The 19,491-nt window shown below is 36.5% G+C and carries 18 protein-coding genes; 8 read left to right on the forward strand and 10 right to left on the reverse strand.

What is annotated here, in order from left to right; genetic code table 11:
• Window positions 1-474: 474 nt before the first annotated feature.
• The 8 genes from ACZ11_RS13725 to ACZ11_RS27610 form a co-directional block, all read right to left on the reverse strand.
• The gene (locus ACZ11_RS13725) at window positions 475-849 is read right to left on the reverse strand and encodes an MmcQ/YjbR family DNA-binding protein (RefSeq protein ID WP_049666956.1); all 375 of its coding nucleotides are present in this window, start codon (window positions 847-849) and stop codon (window positions 475-477) included.
• Window positions 850-1,019: 170 nt separating this feature from the next.
• The gene (locus tag ACZ11_RS13730) at window positions 1,020-1,835 is read right to left on the reverse strand and encodes a YitT family protein (protein ID WP_049666959.1); all 816 of its coding nucleotides are present in this window, start codon (window positions 1,833-1,835) and stop codon (window positions 1,020-1,022) included.
• 112 nt (window positions 1,836-1,947) lie between these two features.
• On the reverse strand, window positions 1,948-3,273 hold the full coding sequence (locus ACZ11_RS13735; RefSeq protein WP_049667197.1) for a M48 family metallopeptidase: 1,326 nt from the start codon (window positions 3,271-3,273) through the stop codon (window positions 1,948-1,950).
• Window positions 3,274-3,476: 203 nt separating this feature from the next.
• Entirely contained in the window at window positions 3,477-4,274 is a 798-nt protein-coding gene (locus ACZ11_RS13740) for a hypothetical protein (protein WP_134008541.1), read from the reverse strand.
• Window positions 4,271-5,359, reverse strand: coding sequence for an MBL fold metallo-hydrolase (locus ACZ11_RS13745; protein WP_049666964.1), 1,089 nt, complete (start codon window positions 5,357-5,359; stop codon window positions 4,271-4,273). Before ACZ11_RS13745 ends, ACZ11_RS13740 begins: the two co-directional genes overlap by 4 nt.
• Complete coding sequence (locus tag ACZ11_RS13750; RefSeq protein WP_049666966.1) at window positions 5,352-7,013, reverse strand: ABC transporter permease; 1,662 nt, start codon at window positions 7,011-7,013, stop codon at window positions 5,352-5,354. The genes ACZ11_RS13745 and ACZ11_RS13750 overlap by 8 nt, the downstream gene beginning before the upstream one ends.
• 60 nt (window positions 7,014-7,073) lie before the next feature.
• Complete coding sequence (locus tag ACZ11_RS13755; protein WP_049666968.1) at window positions 7,074-8,099, reverse strand: ABC transporter substrate-binding protein; 1,026 nt, start codon at window positions 8,097-8,099, stop codon at window positions 7,074-7,076.
• Window positions 8,096-9,061 (reverse strand): ABC transporter ATP-binding protein, encoded by a 966-nt coding sequence (locus ACZ11_RS27610; protein WP_049666970.1) that lies wholly within the window; start codon window positions 9,059-9,061, stop codon window positions 8,096-8,098. The genes ACZ11_RS13755 and ACZ11_RS27610 overlap by 4 nt, the downstream gene beginning before the upstream one ends.
• 137 nt (window positions 9,062-9,198) lie before the next feature.
• Here ACZ11_RS27610 and ACZ11_RS13765 point away from each other — a divergent pair, with 137 nt between their 5' ends.
• The 6 genes from ACZ11_RS13765 (at window position 9,199) to ACZ11_RS13790 (ending at window position 15,185) form a co-directional block, all read left to right on the forward strand.
• Window positions 9,199-10,110 (forward strand): LysR family transcriptional regulator, encoded by a 912-nt coding sequence (locus tag ACZ11_RS13765; RefSeq protein WP_049666971.1) that lies wholly within the window; start codon window positions 9,199-9,201, stop codon window positions 10,108-10,110.
• 64 nt (window positions 10,111-10,174) lie between these two features.
• A complete protein-coding gene (locus ACZ11_RS13770) occupies window positions 10,175-10,624 on the forward strand; it encodes a PTS sugar transporter subunit IIA (protein WP_049666972.1) in 450 nt (149 codons plus the stop codon).
• A 5-nt stretch (window positions 10,625-10,629) separates the two neighbouring features.
• Window positions 10,630-10,893, forward strand: coding sequence for a PTS sugar transporter subunit IIB (locus ACZ11_RS13775; protein WP_049666973.1), 264 nt, complete (start codon window positions 10,630-10,632; stop codon window positions 10,891-10,893).
• Between the two features lie 41 nt (window positions 10,894-10,934).
• Complete coding sequence (locus ACZ11_RS13780) at window positions 10,935-12,203, forward strand: PTS ascorbate transporter subunit IIC (protein ID WP_049666974.1); 1,269 nt, start codon at window positions 10,935-10,937, stop codon at window positions 12,201-12,203.
• A gap of 334 nt (window positions 12,204-12,537) precedes the next feature.
• A complete protein-coding gene (locus tag ACZ11_RS13785; protein ID WP_049666975.1) occupies window positions 12,538-13,524 on the forward strand; it encodes a BMP family lipoprotein in 987 nt (328 codons plus the stop codon).
• Window positions 13,521-15,185, forward strand: a complete 1,665-nt coding sequence (locus tag ACZ11_RS13790) for a methyl-accepting chemotaxis protein (protein WP_049666976.1) — start codon at window positions 13,521-13,523, stop codon at window positions 15,183-15,185. The genes ACZ11_RS13785 and ACZ11_RS13790 overlap by 4 nt, the downstream gene beginning before the upstream one ends.
• A 180-nt stretch (window positions 15,186-15,365) precedes the next feature.
• On the opposite strand, the gene ACZ11_RS13795 is transcribed toward ACZ11_RS13790, so the two are convergent.
• The gene (locus ACZ11_RS13795) at window positions 15,366-15,938 is read right to left on the reverse strand and encodes a helix-turn-helix domain-containing protein (RefSeq protein ID WP_049666977.1); all 573 of its coding nucleotides are present in this window, start codon (window positions 15,936-15,938) and stop codon (window positions 15,366-15,368) included.
• An 85-nt stretch (window positions 15,939-16,023) separates the two neighbouring features.
• Between ACZ11_RS13795 and ACZ11_RS13800 the strand changes: the two genes are divergently transcribed.
• Window positions 16,024-16,965 carry a DMT family transporter gene (locus ACZ11_RS13800; RefSeq protein WP_049666978.1) on the forward strand — a complete coding sequence of 314 codons (942 nt, stop codon included), beginning with the start codon at window positions 16,024-16,026 and terminating at the stop codon, window positions 16,963-16,965.
• A 365-nt stretch (window positions 16,966-17,330) separates the two neighbouring features.
• On the opposite strand, the gene ACZ11_RS13805 is transcribed toward ACZ11_RS13800, so the two are convergent.
• Entirely contained in the window at window positions 17,331-18,089 is a 759-nt protein-coding gene (locus ACZ11_RS13805) for an SDR family NAD(P)-dependent oxidoreductase (protein ID WP_049666979.1), read from the reverse strand.
• A 155-nt stretch (window positions 18,090-18,244) separates the two neighbouring features.
• Here ACZ11_RS13805 and ACZ11_RS13810 point away from each other — a divergent pair, with 155 nt between their 5' ends.
• Window positions 18,245-19,441, forward strand: a complete 1,197-nt coding sequence (locus ACZ11_RS13810) for an AraC family transcriptional regulator (RefSeq protein ID WP_049666980.1) — start codon at window positions 18,245-18,247, stop codon at window positions 19,439-19,441.
• The last annotated feature ends 50 nt before the right edge of the window (window positions 19,442-19,491 follow it).

The raw sequence follows: 19,491 nt of genomic DNA on the forward strand, positions 1-19,491 counted from the left end.
GTTCTTTCGCTTACCCGAGCACTTTCCTCTTACACCTGATCAGTTCTTTCGCTTACCCGAGCACTTTCCTCTTACACCTGATCAGTTCTTTCGCTTACCCGAGCACTTTCCTCTTACACCTGATCAGTTCTTTCGCTTACCCGAGCACTTTCCTCTTACACCTGATCAGTTCTTTCGCTTACCCGAGCACTTTCTTCTTATACCCGATCAGTTCTTTCGCTGACCCGAGCACTTTCCCCTTGCACCTGATCAGTTCTTTAGCTGACCCGAGCACTTTCCCCTTGCACCTGATCAGTTCTTTCGCTTACCTGAGCACTTTCCTCTTACACCTGATCAGTTCTTTAGCTGACCCGAGCACTTTCCCCTTGCACCTGATCAGTTCTTTGGCTGACCTTAGCATTTCTTCCCCGAATTTACTCCCACTTCTTTGCGCGAGGCTTTACATTGCGCACTAGTATTCATCTACTGGTACTCTTACTTCATTTCTTCCATTAAATGAATTTCCTGCTGAGCTTTTTTTGTTAGCTTTCCAAAAACTAACTCATAGGAATGTTTGATTAAATTTTCAACTAAATCAAATGGCACGTCATCTGCATCCATATAGATTGAATTCCAATGTGTTTTATTCATATAGTAACCTGGAATAATACCTTCATAAGCTTCTCTCAACTCTTCGGCTCGATTAGGCTCACATTTTAATGTAAGTACCGGTCTTCCAGTAGCGTCTCCGCCCATCATCCCATACATTTTACCACCAATATGATAGCGATCTGCTTGCCATTCTTCTTTGAAATCATACGTTGTTCCACGAAGCTTTAGGCAATTTGCATGAATTGTTTCTTTGTTCATTATTTAACCCCTTTTCATATCAAAATAAAAAAAACACACGTTCGATTATTATAATTGTAATCAATAACGTGTGCAGAAGAAATATTTAATTATTTTAAATCGTCTACTGAGCCTCTTAGGAACCATGAGAAAGCAGAGCGTCAGCATAATTCGTTATTACAAGACATCCATTACTTTACGCCTCTATCAAACACGCCGATGACTTCGGTAGTTTGTAATATATTGACAAATGCTTTGGCATCCGCTTCCTTGATCATTGCTTTAACATCGGCAAGCTGATAGCGTGTAATGACGGTAATTAAAACTTTTCGCCCTTCGCCTGAATAAGCACCCTTTGCATCCATAATAGTTACACCTCTATGAAGCTTTTCCAGTAACTGCTGTTTTACTTCCTCGCCCTTGCTCGTAATAATCATCATTGTCAATTTAATATGACTCGTATGAATAGTGTCGACAACCTTCCCTGTAGCATAAATTGATACGAGCGTCAGTAATGCCGCATCCCAGCTAAAAACGAATCCGGAGATAGCTACAACGATACCATTCAACGCAGAGATTAATGTACCCAGTGGAAAATCTCGTTTGCGACTTAGCAGCATCGCTATAATATCAAAACCACCAGAAGAACCTGCCGCACGAAAAATCATGCCCAACCCTAAGCCCACAATAACACCACCAAATAATGAGGCAAGAATTGGATCTTGTGTAGCTTTATAAATCGGAATAATATACAAGCTTACCGACAAGACGACTACAGAAAGAATAGTATAGCCAATAAATCGCTTCCCTAGCTTCAAGACCCCTAATATAAGCAAAGGCAAATTCAATAGTAAATTTAAAACCCCTGTATTCAAGGGTGTAATAATACCAAGCATGATAGCAATCCCGCTTAATCCGCCACTTAAAATCTCATGTGGAATTAACAAAAGATTGTAGGCAAGGGCGACTAATATTGATGAAAGTGTAATAACGACAATATTTCGCATAACAATTCCCCTATCATTAACGAAAGAGTTTTATACTTCTTTCACTTAGAATACCCAACTTATTCGTTCAAAAAACCCGAATATGGCACTATTGCTGTGAAAACAACGGCATTTATTTCTTCTGATATTCTTTTTTCTGCTCCTCTTTTATCGGCACTTCTTTTAATGGCTCCTCTTTATTCTCTTCAGCTTTCTCCGCTACCTTATAAATACGTTCAAGCATTGGCGGATGTGTATAGCGGAACCACTTTACGAGTAACTGTGGATTTACCTCACTCAAACCAGATATCGTTAGCTTCTGGAATGCAGTAATAGCGGACTCTCGATCTCCCGTTAGTGAAATCGCATATTGATCAGCTCTATTTTCCTGATACCTCGAAACATAATTCGACAGAGGGCTCGATGCAAATAATAAAACAGATGTTAGGAGTAAGAACAATGGATAAGAGCCTATATCACCGATTTTTTTAATTTTTAATTCCTTTCCGTAACGTCCAATGAACCATCTCAAACATTTCGCCGTCAGCCATAAGCCTATCAATGTCAACAGAAGATACCCAGCAATGCCAAAATAAATATGCTTCTCAACATAGTGTCCCATTTCATGTGCCATGATAAATAATATTTCATTATCTGTTAAACGATTTAAGGTTGTATCCCATAGTACAATTCTCGAATTGCTGCCAATACCCGTTACATAGGCATTTAAGGCATTTGTTTTTTCTGCCATATTGACTTCATATACGTGCTCTGCTGGTATATTCGCCTGTGAAGCAATTGACAAAATTTTCGCCTCTAGCTCTTTATTTTTTAGCGGATAAAAATCATTATATAAAGGATCAATGACTACAGGTTGAATAAACATAACAAATATTGTAAATGGAATCGTTAGAAACCATGCATATAGCCACCATCTTTTGGCACTTTTTTTGATGAGCCAATAAAGGACAGTCACGATAATAAAACTCATGCCAAAGTTGACCCAAAAATCAATAATGCCATCTCGCATCCATGATGAAAACCCTTGTGTACTAATTCCATAGGTTTTGCTTAAATTGTAACGATAATAATTGAGTGGAAATAGTACAACATATAGTAAAAGTGATAATAAGAATAAGTAACTTGCATTTTGTAACAGTTTCCATTTTGTTTGTGATGTAGCTACTTTTTCGAAGTAACGTGATACGCCCATAATTAATATCATGAAATAGATTAACCATTCCAAAGGTGTAGCAACAAAGAATAGGAAGTTCCGTATTTTAGAATATTCACCACTTAAGTATAGTTCTTTTTCAGACATAAACATCACTGGATCTGCAGCCGTCCCCTGCATCGCTCGTGGTATTGTACCACCACCGCTGTGGAAGATATACCAATACATACACAGCACATAAACACCGAATATAAGTAGCGCGACAATTCCCATTTTTTTCGCTATGTCATTTCCTCCCTTGTTCAACACTAAGTTCGTCCTATAGTAAGTGTAAGCTAAAATGTAAAAGTTAGAACAATTTTTTCTTTGTTTTATTTACCTTCTATTCTACTTCACACCAAAAAGAAAAATTCGCTCTACTTCTTTAAACGAGTGACAAGCACCATAGCTTGCTCACCATTTCCAGAAGTGTCGCGAATTAATTTATATTACTTATCCATTACAAATGCCGTTTTGCCACGTTGATCATCACTTAAATAACCTGCCGTTTCTAATCGATCATGCCATTCTTTTTCTATAACAGCGGCCTTTAATGCATCTTCCTCTTTTGTTGATAGCTCTACCATAATCTCTCCTTGATATTGCCAAATCTCAATATCTGCCTCATAGCCCGCAAAGCTTCCTATATATGTCGTTGCCTTTGCAGGACCATAAACTACCGCTTGAGATAATGTATTTTTATACCATGCTTCAGAATCCCAATTTAAAATTTTCTTCGGAACATTTTCTAAAATTAATTTTTTGGCCGCATTCGTATCCACATCATCATAGGAAACTTTAGATGTAGTCTTTAATGATTCTTTACGACTTATGGTAAATGTACGATTGTCACCCTTTATATCCATTTCAAATTTATAGTTAGACTCTGCGCCAGTGAAGCCATGACTTTCTGTAATAGCGATTGCTTCATCTAGAGGTGTATTTAAAAATCTCTTTTTATAGGTAATATCCATTTTATTGCTCCCTTCATAGACACGCAAACGATGGATATAATCCTCTTTTAAGAAATCTTTATTTGGAGTATCAAAGAAATATACCTTTACCTCATCTTTTTTTGTAGCTTGGAAAACTTTTAAAATATCCGATTCACTGAAAAGCTCAGATTTAATATTGAATTTAATTTCATTCCCTGGCTCGATTGCTGCTTTCGCTTGTGTGGAACTAAAGCCAATAATGCTAACAAGTACAATGCCAATTAAACAAAAATTTACTAAACATTTCTTCATATGATCTCCTCCTTTAGTAATTGCAAGAAAGTTGTTTCGCTATTCGTTAATGAACTGTGAAAATAGATTGTTTTATGTGCATGTATTTTCTGAGATAGTGCGATAATATCATGATAATCTGGATGCGTTTTGTAAAAAAAATCCTTGTATTGATTTTTGGAGAATCGCATTTTATATTCGCCTTTATTCCAATATCCTGTAAAGATGACTATAGCTGTAGATTTATTATTAAGTAGCTCCACTAATTTCGCTTCATCACGCTCAGGCATAAAATAAATGACGTTTTCACTTTCTGTTTCCTTTGGCAAACATTCTAGTTTAAACTGTTGCAACAATGTTTTGGTAGCCAATAAATTTTCAGGTGCTTTATCATAATTATCAAATAAAGACAACAAATCATGATCTACACGTACCGCCCTTGTCGTATGCTGAAAGAGATAGGTAGCAATATCTGCTGTTTTTCCTGAAAAAGAAGATGGGAAAATAATTGGGCAGCCCGGATTTGCATGAATATATTCTGTCATTTGCTGTAATACTTCTAAATTATTGATGCGCTTCTCAACATGACCGCTATCAATAATGGCTACATCATATACAGTCCCGTCCTCTATCGGCAGCTCTGCTTTCAACAAAAAGGAATCCACCACATAATCGCCAGAGTAAAATATCACCTCCTCAAAAAAACGAATTTTATACCAAACGCTCCCTATTAGATGTCCACTGTAGCCCCATTGAAATGCTAGACAGTTACTAACAACTAACCACTTTCCAATAGATTCTGGTTTAAAGGTTCTTGTATGTTTGCATGGCTGTTTTAATTGCTGCGCAGTCATTTTACTCATAATTATCGGCCCTGTGTATCCCAATGTCTCAAGTAAAGGAAGAGCACCTACATGATCTGTATGTGAATGGGAAATAAACACTGCATCAACCTTCGCTACATGAGCTCGTGTTAAATTCGGAGGAGTCTTCTGTCGATTGTTCATCACTCCGCAATCGAGTAAAATAGCATGTCCATTATTTTCAATGAAAAAGCAGTTACGGCCATACTCACCGACCCCACCTAAAATCTCTACATTAAGCATCCGCATGCCCTCCCTTTTTTTGTAACCAGGCAAACAGCAACATGAAAATAACGGTCATGATGACTGTTATTACTGCTAAAGCCATTCCTTCCCCGACATTTCCTTGCTCAAATTGACTGTAAATAAATGTTGCTCCAGTCTCTACTGAAGGGGGTAAAATAAGTAATCCAGCGACAAGCTCACGCATTGAGATAATAAACGTCATCGTCATCCCAGCAAGGATTCCCTGCATTAATAATGGAATGATGATCTGTCGATAAACAGCCCAACTACTTCTCCCAAAAATAGCTGCTGATTGGAATATCGAAGAATCTAATTGTGATAAAGAGGACTTTATATATTGCACAGAATACGGTAAAAAAAGTACACAATACGTGACCACAACCATTGCTTTCGTATTATAAATGGTCGCCGGTAGCCACGGTGCATTCCAAAACATAATTAACCCAACTACAAAAACAATTCCAGGAATAATATTAGGCATTAAACTAAAGAAATCTAATACTTGCTGCTTTTTCGTTTCTCCTTTTTTAATGTATAAGGCAATGAACAAACCAATAATCGCTGTAACGACAGCTGTGATTATGGAGAAAACAACACTATTTAAAAATGCTGACAATCCAGCACTTCCACTTGTAAACACTGCCTGGTAGGATGCAAAGCTAAAATTGCCTGCTTGTAAACCATCTCCCCTTACTTTTTGCAAAGATGTCATGATAATCGAGAAGTAAGGAATACCGATTGATAGCAAAATGATGATCCCCACAAAAAGCCATGAACCGAGCTTGATATACCACTTATCTTTAATCCCACGAATAGCTGATGTTTTTCCAGAAAGTACGCTATATGTATATTTGCGTCCAATAAGATTTTGAAAATACCAGATAACGAGACAAGCCGACAATAAAAATAATGACAGCGATGTCGCCATACTAATATCTACAGGCCATCTCGATAGGTAAGAATGAATTTCAGTCGTAAATACTTGAAAACCAATTCGACTACCAAATGTTGCAGGTGTTCCAAATTCCGCTAACGTTTTGATGAAAATTAGCAAACTCCCTAGAACGTAGCTAGAAAACAATAAAGGCAATACTACTTTCGTCCAATTTCTCAAAGGATTTCTTCCGAAAATTAGTGCAGCATCAAGAAAGGAGCCATTGATTCTTAATAGCGTATTTTTTAGCATTAAATATAAAAAAGGAAAAAGATGCAGGCTCATAATCATAACCATTCCAGATAAGGAGAAGAACGCTTCAGTCATCCAATCTGCACTTGGAAATAGCTGTTGGAGAAATCCATTGTTTTGCATAAACAATATCCATCCCATTGAGCCAATATATGGTGGTGTCATAAATGGAATCGTTAGAACAATATCTAGCCAATTATATTTATACAAGCTTGTTTTCGTTCTTATTAAGGCCATGGTAAATGCTATAATTGTTGTCCCTATAATAACTAAAACTCCTAATAATATAGAGTTTCCAAGAGTTTGCCATACTCTCTCGTTGGCAAACATTCTATTAATCTGTGAAACATCTAATTGCCCATCTCTCATAAATGTATAAAACACAATGGCAATTAACGGTGCAATAGCAAACGTAACGACAAGTGTCAGTAATAATCCAAAAGTTCGTCTGCCTTCCATAATCATTAATGATTCAATCCTTCCCTAGAAAAACTTAAAGGAGGCTAAAAAACCTCCCACATCTACTTAACGAAAAATTCCATTGAATTTAGTTAATACTTCAAGCTGCTTCGCTTCTGCACCTTTCCAATTCACGTTTAACTGTGGAATTTCATCTAAGGCTGCACGGTCCTTAACAGGTATATCTTTGTTCCCTGGTAGTAAGTAGGCATTTGCCACAAGCTTTTGCCCTTCATCTGACAGTAAAAAGTCAACGTACGCTTTTGCACTATCTACGTTTTTTGCATCCTTCAAAATACCAACAGCTCGTGGACTGACAACTGTTCCGCTTTTTGGATAAACAATTTCTACTGGCTCACCATCAGCTTTTGCTTTATAGGCCATGTAATCTACCCCTGAAATTGTGGCATTTTTGTCACCTGTTATAACAGCATCTAAAGCTTCCTTATTGGCGCCATTTACCTGTAGACCGTTTTCCTTCCACTTCTCCATCGTAGCCCAAGCCATTTTTTCAGCTTCTGTATATCCGTATAGGAAATCTACAGCAGAACCTGACAAGCTAGGGTCTGGAATATTAATTTTATTTTGCCATTCAGCTTTTGCTAAATCTGTCCATTCTGCCGGAGCTTGTTGTGTATTTTTTGTATTATAAGCAATTCCTAAAGCTGAGGCACTGTAACCATAGTAATAACCTTTTGCATCAGACCAATCGCTATTGATTTTCTTTGCATTTGCAGCTTCTTTATAGCTTTGAAGCTGATCTGTTTCCTTTAAGCCATCCATTGAAGCGATAGAAGCTAGTACGACAACGTCTGCTACAGGGTTGTTTTTCTCAGCTTCTAAACGCGATAATATTTTGCCTGTTGTCCCTTGGAACATCTCTACTTTTATTCCTGTTTTCTCTTCAAAAGCTTGTTGAATATTCGCCGCTAAACCATCTGGACCAGCAGAATATACCGTTAAAGTTTGTTCTTCTTTCGGCTTTGCACTTGATTCTTTATCACTCTCTACTGTTTTATTTCCACAGCCCGCTAATGCAAATGTTAAAAGAATTCCAGCTGTAGCAAATAGTCCTAAACTTCGTTTTTTCAATGTAAACCCTCCAATTGATATATTCGTTTTTCATCAATAAAAACTTCAAGCTGCTTTCCGTGCTCTATAGGCTCTGCCTCGTAAAAGCTCCAGTGCTTACCTTCTACCTGTGCTTGCACTAAATACCGATCACCAACAAAGGTACTTTTTACAATCATCGCTTGTTTTGCAATTGTACCTGGGCGTGGTAATCTGGAAACTCCTTCTGGTCGCACAATATAATTACCTTTATCAAACCAGTTCACCTTGCCTATAAAATCTGCTACATACGATGTTGCTGGAGCGTGATATATTTCTTCTGGGGTTCCTACTTGTGCAATTCTTCCTGCCTCCATCACGATAATTTGATCTGACATTGCCATAGCCTCTGTTTGATCATGTGTGACAAAAATTGCCTGACAATCTAGCTCATGAATAATATGCATGATTTCATCTTGCATTTTTTCTCTTAGTACTGCGTCGAGAGCCGATAAAGGTTCATCAAACAAAATAAGCTTTGGATTTGTCGCAAGTGCCCTCGCAAGCGCTACTCTTTGCTGCTGTCCTCCAGATAACTCACCAGGCTTTCGTTTTTCAAATCCCTCCATTTTCACCAATCGCATAACGTGCTCTACTCGTGTCGGAATATCTGACTTTGGAACAATTCCCTTCAATCCAAAAGCAATGTTTTGGAAAATAGTCATATGTGGCCATAATGCAAAATCCTGAAAAACCATTGCCAAATTTCGCTTGTTTGGTTTTACATTTTTACGGAGTTTGGACGAATAAATAATTGTTTCATCAAAACGGATTTCTCCATTTGTCGGTTGTTCAAGACCTGCTAATATTTTTAATAATGTTGTCTTACCACAGCCTGATTGTCCTAAGATTGTAATGAATTTGCTATCCAACTCAATATTGATAGGCAATAGCGCTTGAGCCTGTTCATATTTTTTCTCTATATTCGTTAATGAGATTTTCATAATATCCTCCTTGTTAATTACAACTATAAATTCCAGATATTTAGAAAATATTAATCTAATATTAATAACTCGTTAAAAAAAATCTAATAAACTAAAGCAAATACAAGATTTTTTCTAATTTACTTTAGGAGGATAAAATGAATAATGTGAAATTACAGGCATTTTGCCTACTTGTAGAATTTAAAAAATTAGCTCCTGTAGCCAAAGAGCTTGGTCTTACAGCACCAACAGTATCCTTTCATATTCGCTCAATTGAAGAGGAATATGGCATCCGTTTATTTCGGACAAATGCAGGTGGATACCGTTTAACAGAAGCGGGAGAAGGACTCTATCATTACGCTCGCCAAATTGTACAACTACAAAAAGATATGAACCGCTTTGTCGAAAATCTTTTAGCGGGCAATACCGGCTCCATTAGGCTGGGAGCAAGCGGGCTACCTGCACATATCTTTATGCCGGATATTATTCATCTCGTTTCAACAGCTTACCCTGACATTCGAATATCTCTTGAAGTAAAAACAGCACCCGAAATTGAACAAAAGGTAGCTCTTCAAGAATTAGATTTCGGGCTAATTATGGAAACAAAACAAGAAAATTCGTCTCTTAATTACGAAACAATCGGCGAAGATTCACTTGTTTTAGCATTAAGCCCTACCCATGAACTTGCAACAAAAAAGGACATCACAAAAGCAGATGTCCTAAAAAACAAAGTATTATTGCATACATCTTCAAGTTCAACAAATCATTTTATAGAAAAATGGATGGACCCATTTCACCCCTCCATTTATACGATCGAGTTAGATTCCGTTAGTACTATTAAGAAGATGCTTACTTTCGGAAAAACAATTGCCTTTTTGTCAGTTGCCCTAATCGAAGATGAGTTAAAATCAGGAATTTTAATCAAGAAGGACTTACACGATGTGACACTTAATAGAAAGATTCAACTTGTTTATCCTAAATCTCGCCTAGATAGCAGAATGGATACATTTGTAAAAAATTCAATTTACGATTTAGCAAAACAATTAAAAATATATCCTCATATGACATAATTTCATAGCAAGCAATAATAACATGAAATGGGATATGTTTATTCCTATGAAAGGAGGGTTGTACTTGCTAACTGAGTTACTGACAAAAGATACTATACAACTCGCAAATTTTGTAAATACTTGGCAGGAGGCTATTCATTTAGCTGCAAATCCACTATTAAAGCACAATAAAATCGAAGAACGCTATATTGAGTCAATGATTCAGTCCATTGAAAAACACGGACCTTATGTAGTCATAACACCCAAAGTAGCGATTCCACATGCACGGCACACAGAAGGAGTTAACGAGTTATCCATGAGCCTATTAAGCTTACAAAAACCTGTTTTGTTTGGACCAGAAAAGCCTGTTTTCTTAATTATTGTCTTAGCTGCGACTGACAACGCGTCTCATCTGCAGGCCTTGGTTGACTTAACAGAGATTTTGCAAGAACCAAATCAAATAGACAGCATCATCGCCTGCCAGCATAAAGACGATATTATTAAAGAAATTCAACAAATTGTGGCAAAGGAGTAATCTTGATGAAGATTTTAGTAGTGTGCGGGAATGGCTTAGGCAGTAGCTTTATCATGGAATTGAATGTAAAAAAAGCGTTAACTGAACTTGGAAAAGTTGCTGAAGTAACTCATACAGATTTAGCATCTGCCAAGGCCGAGAAAGCGGATATTTATATTGGTGCTGAAGATATTGTCAATCAATTAGGTGAAGAAAGAGGTCATATCGTTAGTATTGTTAATATGATGAGTATTTCAGAAATTAAATCAAAGCTTAAACCACTGCTATAAGGATGAACTTCATTAAAAATTGGATAGGATGAGGTGTTAATATGTTAGATGTTATTATGAATGACATTTTAGGAACACCAGCTATATTAGTCGGCCTATTCGCTTTTGTCGGTTTATTAATCCAAAAAAAGTCAGCTTCAACAGTTCTTTCTGGTACGTTAAAAACGGTTATGGGCTTTGTTATTCTTGGTGCAGGTGCAACTGTTTTAATTGGTTCTTTAAATCACTTTAGTAATATGTTTGATCATGCATTTAATGTCCAAGGGGTTATCCCAAATAATGAAGCGATTGTAGCAGCCGCTCAAACTAGTTTTGGAACATCTACAGCCATGATTATGGTTTTCGGTATGATCATGAACATTTTATTTGCGCGATTTACGCCCTTAAAATATATATTTTTAACTGGTCATCATACATTATTTATGGCGTGTTTAATCGCAGCATCACTTTCAGTCGGCGGTATGAGTGGCACACCTCTTATCATCGTTGGCTCTATTATACTAGGTATTTGTATGGTCGTATTCCCTGCCATTTTACAACCAACTGTTCGTCAAATAACAGGTAGTGATGATTTTGCTATCGGTCATTTTGGCAGTGTTGGTTATTATGTATCTGCTAAAATTGGAAAGCTCTTTGGAAATAAAGCCAAATCAACGGAAGACATAAAAGTTCCAAAATCTCTTGGCTTTTTAAGAGATACATCTGTAGCCGTATCCTTAACTATGAGTCTATTTTTTATTATCGTTGCCCTATTCGCAGGTCCATCCTATATTGAGACACAGCTATCCGGCGGTTCGAATTTTATCGTCTTTGCCATTATTCAAGCTATTACCTTTGCCGCTGGTGTCTATATCATTTTAGCTGGAGTGCGAATGCTGATTGCCGAAATTATTCCTGCCTTTAAAGGTATTGCAGATAAACTCGTGCCAAACACAAAGCCTGCATTAGACTGCCCTACAATTTTCCCATTCGCACCAAATGCAGTTATTATCGGCTTCCTGTTTAGCTTTGTAGCAGGTTTAGTGTCCATGTTTATACTTCCCCTCATAGGGCTAAAAGTGATTGTACCTGGGCTTGTACCACATTTCTTCACGGGTGCGGCTGCAGGAGTATTCGGTAATGCAACTGGCGGTAGAACCGGTGCTATGGTAGGAGCATTTGCCAACGGATTAATTATTAGCTTTATCCCCGCAATTCTACTTATCTTTATGGGTGATATCGGCTATGAAGGAACTACATTTGGCGATTCAGACTTCGGCATTGTAGGGATCATCATAATAAATTTATTAAAATTATTTGGTGCAGTTTAATTCATTACAATCGAACAGTGGGTCTCGTAAACTACTTGAATGTTTGCGAGGCTTTTTTAATTGCCCGAAGAAAAAGGGTTATTTTTCAAAACATATAAGTATTTCACAATATCTCCCTACCTTTTTCACTATCTAAATAGAGAAAATCCATTACAAAACAAACTAAATACTCAGTGATCAGAAAATATCGAGAATGATATAAACCCATTTTCCTGTAGTAAATTGTAAAAAATCTGATAGTATTTAATGGTAAAACAAAATATCATCGTCTGACCTCTGACGTAGAATAACTTTTTGCCGATATAAATAATACATACAACTGGAGGTACTCATATTGAAAAAATTAATGATTGGCTTTTGCTTAATAGCTTTGTTATTAGCAGGCTGTTCAATTACTCAGCCGGAAAAAGCGCAAGATGACTATAAAATTGGTATCTTACTTTCGGATGCAGGGCTTGGTGATGAATCATTTAATGACTCAGCTTTTAAAGGGCTTGAGAAAGCACGAGATGAGCTAGGTATTTTGTTTGATTATAAAGAGGCGCCTGATGGTAATTACGAAGAGAAGCTAGAGGAACTTGTCGCAGAAAAGTATAACATCATTATTGGTCTAGGCTTCTCTGTACAGGAGGCATTGGAAAAGACTGCGAAGAAATATCCTGATCAACAATTCGTCCTTATTGACGGGCAATCAGATGTTGCAAACATCACTTCCATAACCTTTAAAGAGCAAGAAGGTAGCTTTTTACTTGGAATGGTTGCTGCAATGACGAGTAAAACTGGAAAAATAGGATTTATTGGTGGTGCAGATGTTCCGGTTATCCATCACTTTGAAAACGGCTTTATTGAGGGAGCTAAATATTATAATCCAAATATCGAAATTATTAGTGAATATTCTGGCTCATTTGATGATACCGAAGCAGGTGCCGCGATCGCAGAACGTTACATAAAGAACAAAGTAGATTTTATTTATCATGCAGCGGGCTTCACAGGCTTTGGTGCCATAAAGAAAGCAGAAGAAATGGGCATATATGCGGCCGGAGTTGATATTGATCAATTTTACATTGCAGAAAAAACTGTCGTGACATCGATGTTAAAAAATGTTGACCAAGCTGTTTTTAAAATGGCTAAAACATTAGATGAGGAAGGGAAAATTTCCGAAAAATCATTTTCATTCGGTTTAGCTGATAATGGAGTAGGCCTTGCGGATATACGTGTTATTAAACTTACACCTGAACAACAGGCTGCTCTTGAAAAAGCAAAAGAAGATATTGTCTCGGGTAAAATAAAAGTTTCTGCAGAAAAGGGGAACAGCCAGTGACGCTACGAAAAAAGCTATTTTTGAACATACTTATTCCCATTGGACTCGCAATGGCTATGATTGGTTTTATTATCGTTCAAACATTCGATATACAAACAACTGCACAAGATGATACAGAACTATTACTGGCAGTGAAAGAACTTGAACAAAGTTTAGTTGTAGCGAGCCAATCACTAAACAACTACACTTTTTTAGATAGTGAGGCCAATAAAAATGAAGCTCTTTCTATTTTAAAAGAAACGAAAGTAAATTTAGAAAAACTCTCAACTATTGCAAAAATATCTGAGCATAAGGCAATCATCAAAAAAATCGAGGGTAAATACGATGCATTAGCAAAATCTTCAGAAGCAGGATTTCTTGCTCACAATCGTCCTGAAATAAAAAAACAAGCAATCAGAATATCCGGTATTTTGAACGATATGTATCTACTGAAAAAGGAAACAAATGAATGGTATAAAGAAACGAATGATTTGGCAACACAAAAAATTTCATTTATTACCACAACAACAATAATAGGAAGTATCCTTCTACTTATTGCTACTATCATTTTTTCGTATGTCGCAACGAAAAGAATTACTAAACCGATTAACCGAATCGTGGATTGTGCACAATTGGTAGCTGCAGGGAATTTGACAATTGACACCTCTTCCCTCCCCTATAAGGAAGGCAGTCGAAATGAAGTTGATCAACTGACGGAGAACTTTTCAAAAATGATTGTTAGCTTAAAAAGCACCGTACAATCAATTGATCATGTAGGCGAAAATGTTGGTCTATTTACAAAAGATGTCACAAGCTATATCGATACCGTTAACGAGGGCAATAAACAAATTGCTACATCAACAGATGAATTGGCAAAGGGAAGCCTAACTATTTCAGAAGATATCCAGTCAGCTGCTATCCTTATGAATACGATGGCAGATCAATTTACTACTGTTCAGGAGACAAGTGAACAATCAGCAGTGAACGGTAGCAAAGCACTTACTGCAGTTCAAAATGGTCGTAACTCACTAGAGAAACAATCCTCTATCGCGAAGGATATTTCATCCACTTCGGTTAACATCAAAGAGGCTGTTACTCAATTCTCTCAATTCACAACAGAAATTGAAGGTGCAGCTAATGCAGTCCACGCTATTGCTGATCAAACAAATCTATTAGCATTAAATGCTGCAATCGAAGCGGCACGTGCTGGAGAAGCCGGAAAAGGATTCGCAATTGTAGCAGAGGAAGTCAAAAAACTATCTCATGAAACAGAAAAAGCAACTTCTTTAATCTCTTCGATGGTGACACATATACAAGATGGCATTACGCTCATTCTCTCTACGGCAGAGCATGGACATCAGCTTTCAAATGAACAATTACAATCGATGACCGATACAGAAAAGTCATTTGAGGCGATTGCAACTCATGTATTAGATATTAATGATCAGTTACAGCTCCTTACGAAGGATATGGAGCAAACAAGCGAAATGAGCAAGCAAATGAACAGCGCCATTGAAAACATTTCAGCTATTACGGAAGAAACCGCAGCAGGAACAGAAGAAATATCCGCTTCTACTCAAGCACAGTTAGGATCATTCGAAAAAATTAGTGAAAAGGTTTCAGAACTTCAAGAAATGACAAATACGTTGACTGTAGAGCTAAAAAAATTCACATTATCATGATAAATACAGCTTTGGATAAATTAATAGCAAAAAGTTAGAAAAACAAAATCCCGAATAACGGACATTATTCGGGATTTTTCTTATTGTTGATTTTGTCCACTTTTGGCTCGACAAGGCCGCTTCCAGCTCAAGCCCCCCATATAGCATCCAAAGATAAAACTACTAGAGTAATTTCTTATTTCAAGATAAATATTTCATTGTTAAATGGAGAACTGCAACTTCATTTCCGGTGTTTTCATAGCTATGCTTTCTATTTGCTTCAAATTGAATAGAATCAAATTCGTTTAATGTATATATTTCTTGTCCAACCTGAATCGAAATTGTCCCTTTCATTACTGTGACATATTCGATAGCTCCTTCATGATGAGGTTCTGCTTCATATTTGCTATTTGGTTGCAAACAAGCACGATGCATTTCCAATCCTGTTTCTTTTTTGTACCGAAATATAGTTTCTAATCGCCACATTTGATTTTCTTCTATAATAAATCCTTCTCCGCAGCGTGCAACATTTACTATATCTTCTATAACCATAAGCCGTGACAACGGAATAGATAATCCTTTTGTAATCTTCCAAATGACGCCTAATGTAGGATTCGTTTCTCCTCTTTCGATTTTCCCTAACGTTAATTTACTAACACCCGTTTTTTTTGCTAACTCTTCTAAACTTAATTTTTGTTCATTGCGTATTTGTCGTAACAATTGACCAACTTGCAGAATTACTTCTTTTGTTTGCATATCCTCTTGTTCTTTCATAGGAACCTCCGCTTTCGGTATATTATAGTTTACTTTTTATATAAATAATTATATTATAATATATATTTAGAAAGGAGCGAACGAAATGCGTGCTATCTTATTAGGTATTTTATCATCTGCGTTTTTTTCAGCTACATTTATTATAAATCGAGTTATGAACGTATCAGGAACAAGCTGGGCTTGGACTGCTTCCTTCCGATTTTTATTCGCTTTACCCATTTTATTCTTTATCGTCCTATTTCGCAAAAACCTTCGTCCACTATGGGTAGAAATGCGTAAACATCCTTTAGCATGGCTTGGTTATGGCACAATAGCCGGGGTTGGATTTTATTCTTTATTAAGCTATGCTGCTGTATTTAGTCCTGCATGGCTCGTAGCAGGTACATGGCAAATAACCATTTTAGCTGGTTTGCTATTATCTCCGTTATTTTTTATTACATTGGAGACGAAGTCAGGAGTTAAACGAGTTCGCGGTAAAATTCCAATGCGAAGCTTACTCGTTTCCTTATTTATTTTAACAGGTGTCATTTGTATGCAATTAACTGAAGCTGGAAATATTACTGTTTCTCAATTTTTAACCGGTTTCCTCCCTGTAGTAATCGCTGCATTCTTATATCCTTTCGGTAATAGAAAAATGATGGAAGTCGTTGATGGTCGCTTAGATACATTTCAACGCGTGTTAGGCATGGCAATTGGAAGCCTTCCAGTCAGTATTATATTAGCGATTTATGGTTGGACTACAACTGGCATACCAACATCTGGGCAAATCTCACAAGGTTTCTTATTAGCATTATGTTCGGGTGTTATCGCCACAATGACATTTTTCTTCGCTACTGACTTAGCGAAGAATAACCTTTCTTTGTTAGGGGCAGTGGAGGCAACACAAGCTGGAACAATGGTATTTACTGTTATTGGTGAAATCGTTTTTTTAAACGGTTCTTGGCCTATTGGATTATCTTTAATTGGTATGATCATTATCATGATTGGAATGATTGCTAATAGTATTATCAATTATGCCTCGGCATAATTGCGTCCGGAATCGGCTTTGTGCTCGCACAAAGAATTCCTTTCCGATTCCGTGACATCCGCCGGTGGCTTTAACTTATTTCAGCGGATGTTTGGACATCGCTAAAAAGTAACTTAAACCCGCATTCATCTCACCACCTATAGAGGTGGGAAACTTCTGTACCTGTCGCTTCGCTTTCGGTACAAAAGACACATGCTGAAAGAAGTTAAATCGTACTGTTCCTGTATCTAAACCGAAAACTGATTAAAATTATTATCTATTAATTACTAATTGCTTAGAAGTCTTTAGGATAAATTAAAAACACAAGATAAGAAAAACAAAATCCCGAATAACGTTCATTATTCGGGATTTTTCTTATTGAAATATTATAAAGTTAAACCACCATCTACTAGAACTATTGATCCTGTCATATAGCTAGCGCGTTCAGATGCTAAGAACGTAACCATTTCTGCTAACTCTTCTGGTGCTGCATAACGTCCCATTCTCATATTTGGAAGTTCATCTGGAACATAGCCATTTGTTTCAAACATTTCTGTAACACTATTTGTTAACGCTGTTTGAACACCTCCTGGACATATAGCATTAATGCGAATACCTTTTTTAACGTATTCTAACGAAGCCGATTTAGTCAAACCAACGACTGCATGTTTACTTGCTGAATAAACAGCCATACTGTGTTCGCTTCGAATACCTGCTGTTGAAGCTGTATTAATGATTGAACCGCTTCCTTGACCTTCCATTATTTTTAAAACATGTTTTAAGCCAAGGAATACACCTTTTACATTAATGGACATAATACGATCATATTCAGCATCATCAATCTCTGTAAGTGGTGAAATTTTTTGAATAACCCCTGCATTATTGAAAAATACATCGATCAGACCGTATGTTTCAATTGCAGCATTTACATATTTCTGAACATCTTCACTTTTCGAAACATCGGCTTGAACGAAGATACCTTCGCCACCCTGTTCCTTAATCAGGCTTAAAGTTTCTTCACCTGTTTCCTTATTGAAATCGACAACTACAACTTTTGCTCCATTACTAGCTAATTTAATACTGCTAGCTCTGCCAATACCGCTTCCAGCTCCAGTTACTACCGCAATTTTATTCAAAAGATCCATACTTAACTTCCCCCTTGATATATTTAATTCACTGTCTATTTTATTGCCAAATTAACGATTATTATTGTATTATTCTACACAAAATAGTATTTTCTCATTGTATTTAGCCAGAAATGTTACTGCTTTCATTCAAAAATAGAAATGGGGTTAGAAAGATGAAAATCTCTTCAACCGATCTTCAATATATATGTCAGCTAATATATGAAACACATAATCTTTCTGTTTTTTATATCAACCAATTTGAAGAAATTGCTTTTGAGTATACTTCGAAACATTTCCAACAAAGCTCACATTTTTCTTCCCTAAAAGATCACATTCGAGCATATCCATTTCATACTACGCCAAATGATTTCCCGATTTTTTTCTCTAACAATAATTTTAATTTTTTCTATATTAATTTGAAAATGGATCAGCAATTTTTAGGTTCAATCATAGTAGGACCTTCACTTTCCTCAGAAATGTCTGATGATAAAATAAATTTCTATGATGGAGATCAACCCATCCCTTTTCTCCATTACCAACCATTTTTATCGATTAGTTTATTCGTTTACTATCTTATTTATCAGCAAAAACTAAACAAAATGATGGTTATACATAATAACCAAGCATTAAAACCGATTATTACCCAAGAAGAAAATACGATTCTTGAATTGTCTAATGCAAGAAGAAACTATATTGTTCATACAAACCTTTATTATGAAAAAATATTGTTAGACTATGTAAAAAACTGGCGTAAGGATAAATTAACTGAGGTGCTAAACTACTCTATCGTGGGAGAAGCTGAACTTGGCGTACTATCTAAACGAAGTCGGCTAAGAAGTTTGCAGAATTTAATGATAACCGGGATAGCCCTTACTTGTCGTGCAGCCATAGAAGGCGGGTTAAATGAAGAAACCGCATTTACCTTAAGTGATTTCTATATTCAAAAACTTGAGGAACAAGATAGCTTACATGCAATACTTGCTTTAACAGAGGAAGCCATCTACGACTTTACTAATCGAGTATCTATAGCAAATAAAGAAGTGTATTCTGCGACAATCACAACTTGTCAGCATTATATTGAAAATCACATTTATGGTGAAGTTTCTTTGGATCAGCTTGCAGATATCTGCCATTTAAGTCCCAATTATCTATCATCTTTATTTAAAAAGGAAGTCGGTATTTCAATCAGTGAATCTATTCAACAGAAACGTATCGATGAAGCAAAGAAGCTATTAACTTTCACAAATTATCCAATCTTAGATATTGGTTCATTGCTAAATTTCACAGATCAAAGCTATTTCATTAAAATTTTTAAAAAATTCACAGGCATCACACCAAAACAGTATAGGAATAAGCATTCTAACAAGTGATACTAAAACCAAATTAAAGAGAAGGTGAAATATTGCTAAGCCAACGATTT

The sequence above is a fragment of the Lysinibacillus xylanilyticus genome (assembly GCF_001183605.1).
Classification (GTDB): Bacteria; Bacillota; Bacilli; order Bacillales_A; family Planococcaceae; genus Lysinibacillus; species Lysinibacillus xylanilyticus.

Coding starts and splice junctions, on each gene's coding strand:
- ACZ11_RS13730 (WP_049666959.1), bottom strand. CDS start 1,835: ATGCGAAATATTGTCGTTATTACACTTTCATCAATATTAGTCGCCCTT.
- ACZ11_RS13810 (WP_049666980.1), top strand. CDS start 18,245: ATGAAAATCTCTTCAACCGATCTTCAATATATATGTCAGCTAATATAT.
- ACZ11_RS13795 (WP_049666977.1), bottom strand. CDS start 15,938: ATGAAAGAACAAGAGGATATGCAAACAAAAGAAGTAATTCTGCAAGTT.
- ACZ11_RS13740 (WP_134008541.1), bottom strand. CDS start 4,274: ATGAAGAAATGTTTAGTAAATTTTTGTTTAATTGGCATTGTACTTGTT.
- ACZ11_RS13725 (WP_049666956.1), bottom strand. CDS start 849: ATGAACAAAGAAACAATTCATGCAAATTGCCTAAAGCTTCGTGGAACA.
- ACZ11_RS13765 (WP_049666971.1), top strand. CDS start 9,199: ATGAATAATGTGAAATTACAGGCATTTTGCCTACTTGTAGAATTTAAA.
- ACZ11_RS13775 (WP_049666973.1), top strand. CDS start 10,630: ATGAAGATTTTAGTAGTGTGCGGGAATGGCTTAGGCAGTAGCTTTATC.
- ACZ11_RS27610 (WP_049666970.1), bottom strand. CDS start 9,061: ATGAAAATCTCATTAACGAATATAGAGAAAAAATATGAACAGGCTCAA.
- ACZ11_RS13805 (WP_049666979.1), bottom strand. CDS start 18,089: ATGGATCTTTTGAATAAAATTGCGGTAGTAACTGGAGCTGGAAGCGGT.
- ACZ11_RS13750 (WP_049666966.1), bottom strand. CDS start 7,013: ATGATTATGGAAGGCAGACGAACTTTTGGATTATTACTGACACTTGTC.
- ACZ11_RS13800 (WP_049666978.1), top strand. CDS start 16,024: ATGCGTGCTATCTTATTAGGTATTTTATCATCTGCGTTTTTTTCAGCT.
- ACZ11_RS13745 (WP_049666964.1), bottom strand. CDS start 5,359: ATGCTTAATGTAGAGATTTTAGGTGGGGTCGGTGAGTATGGCCGTAAC.
- ACZ11_RS13780 (WP_049666974.1), top strand. CDS start 10,935: ATGTTAGATGTTATTATGAATGACATTTTAGGAACACCAGCTATATTA.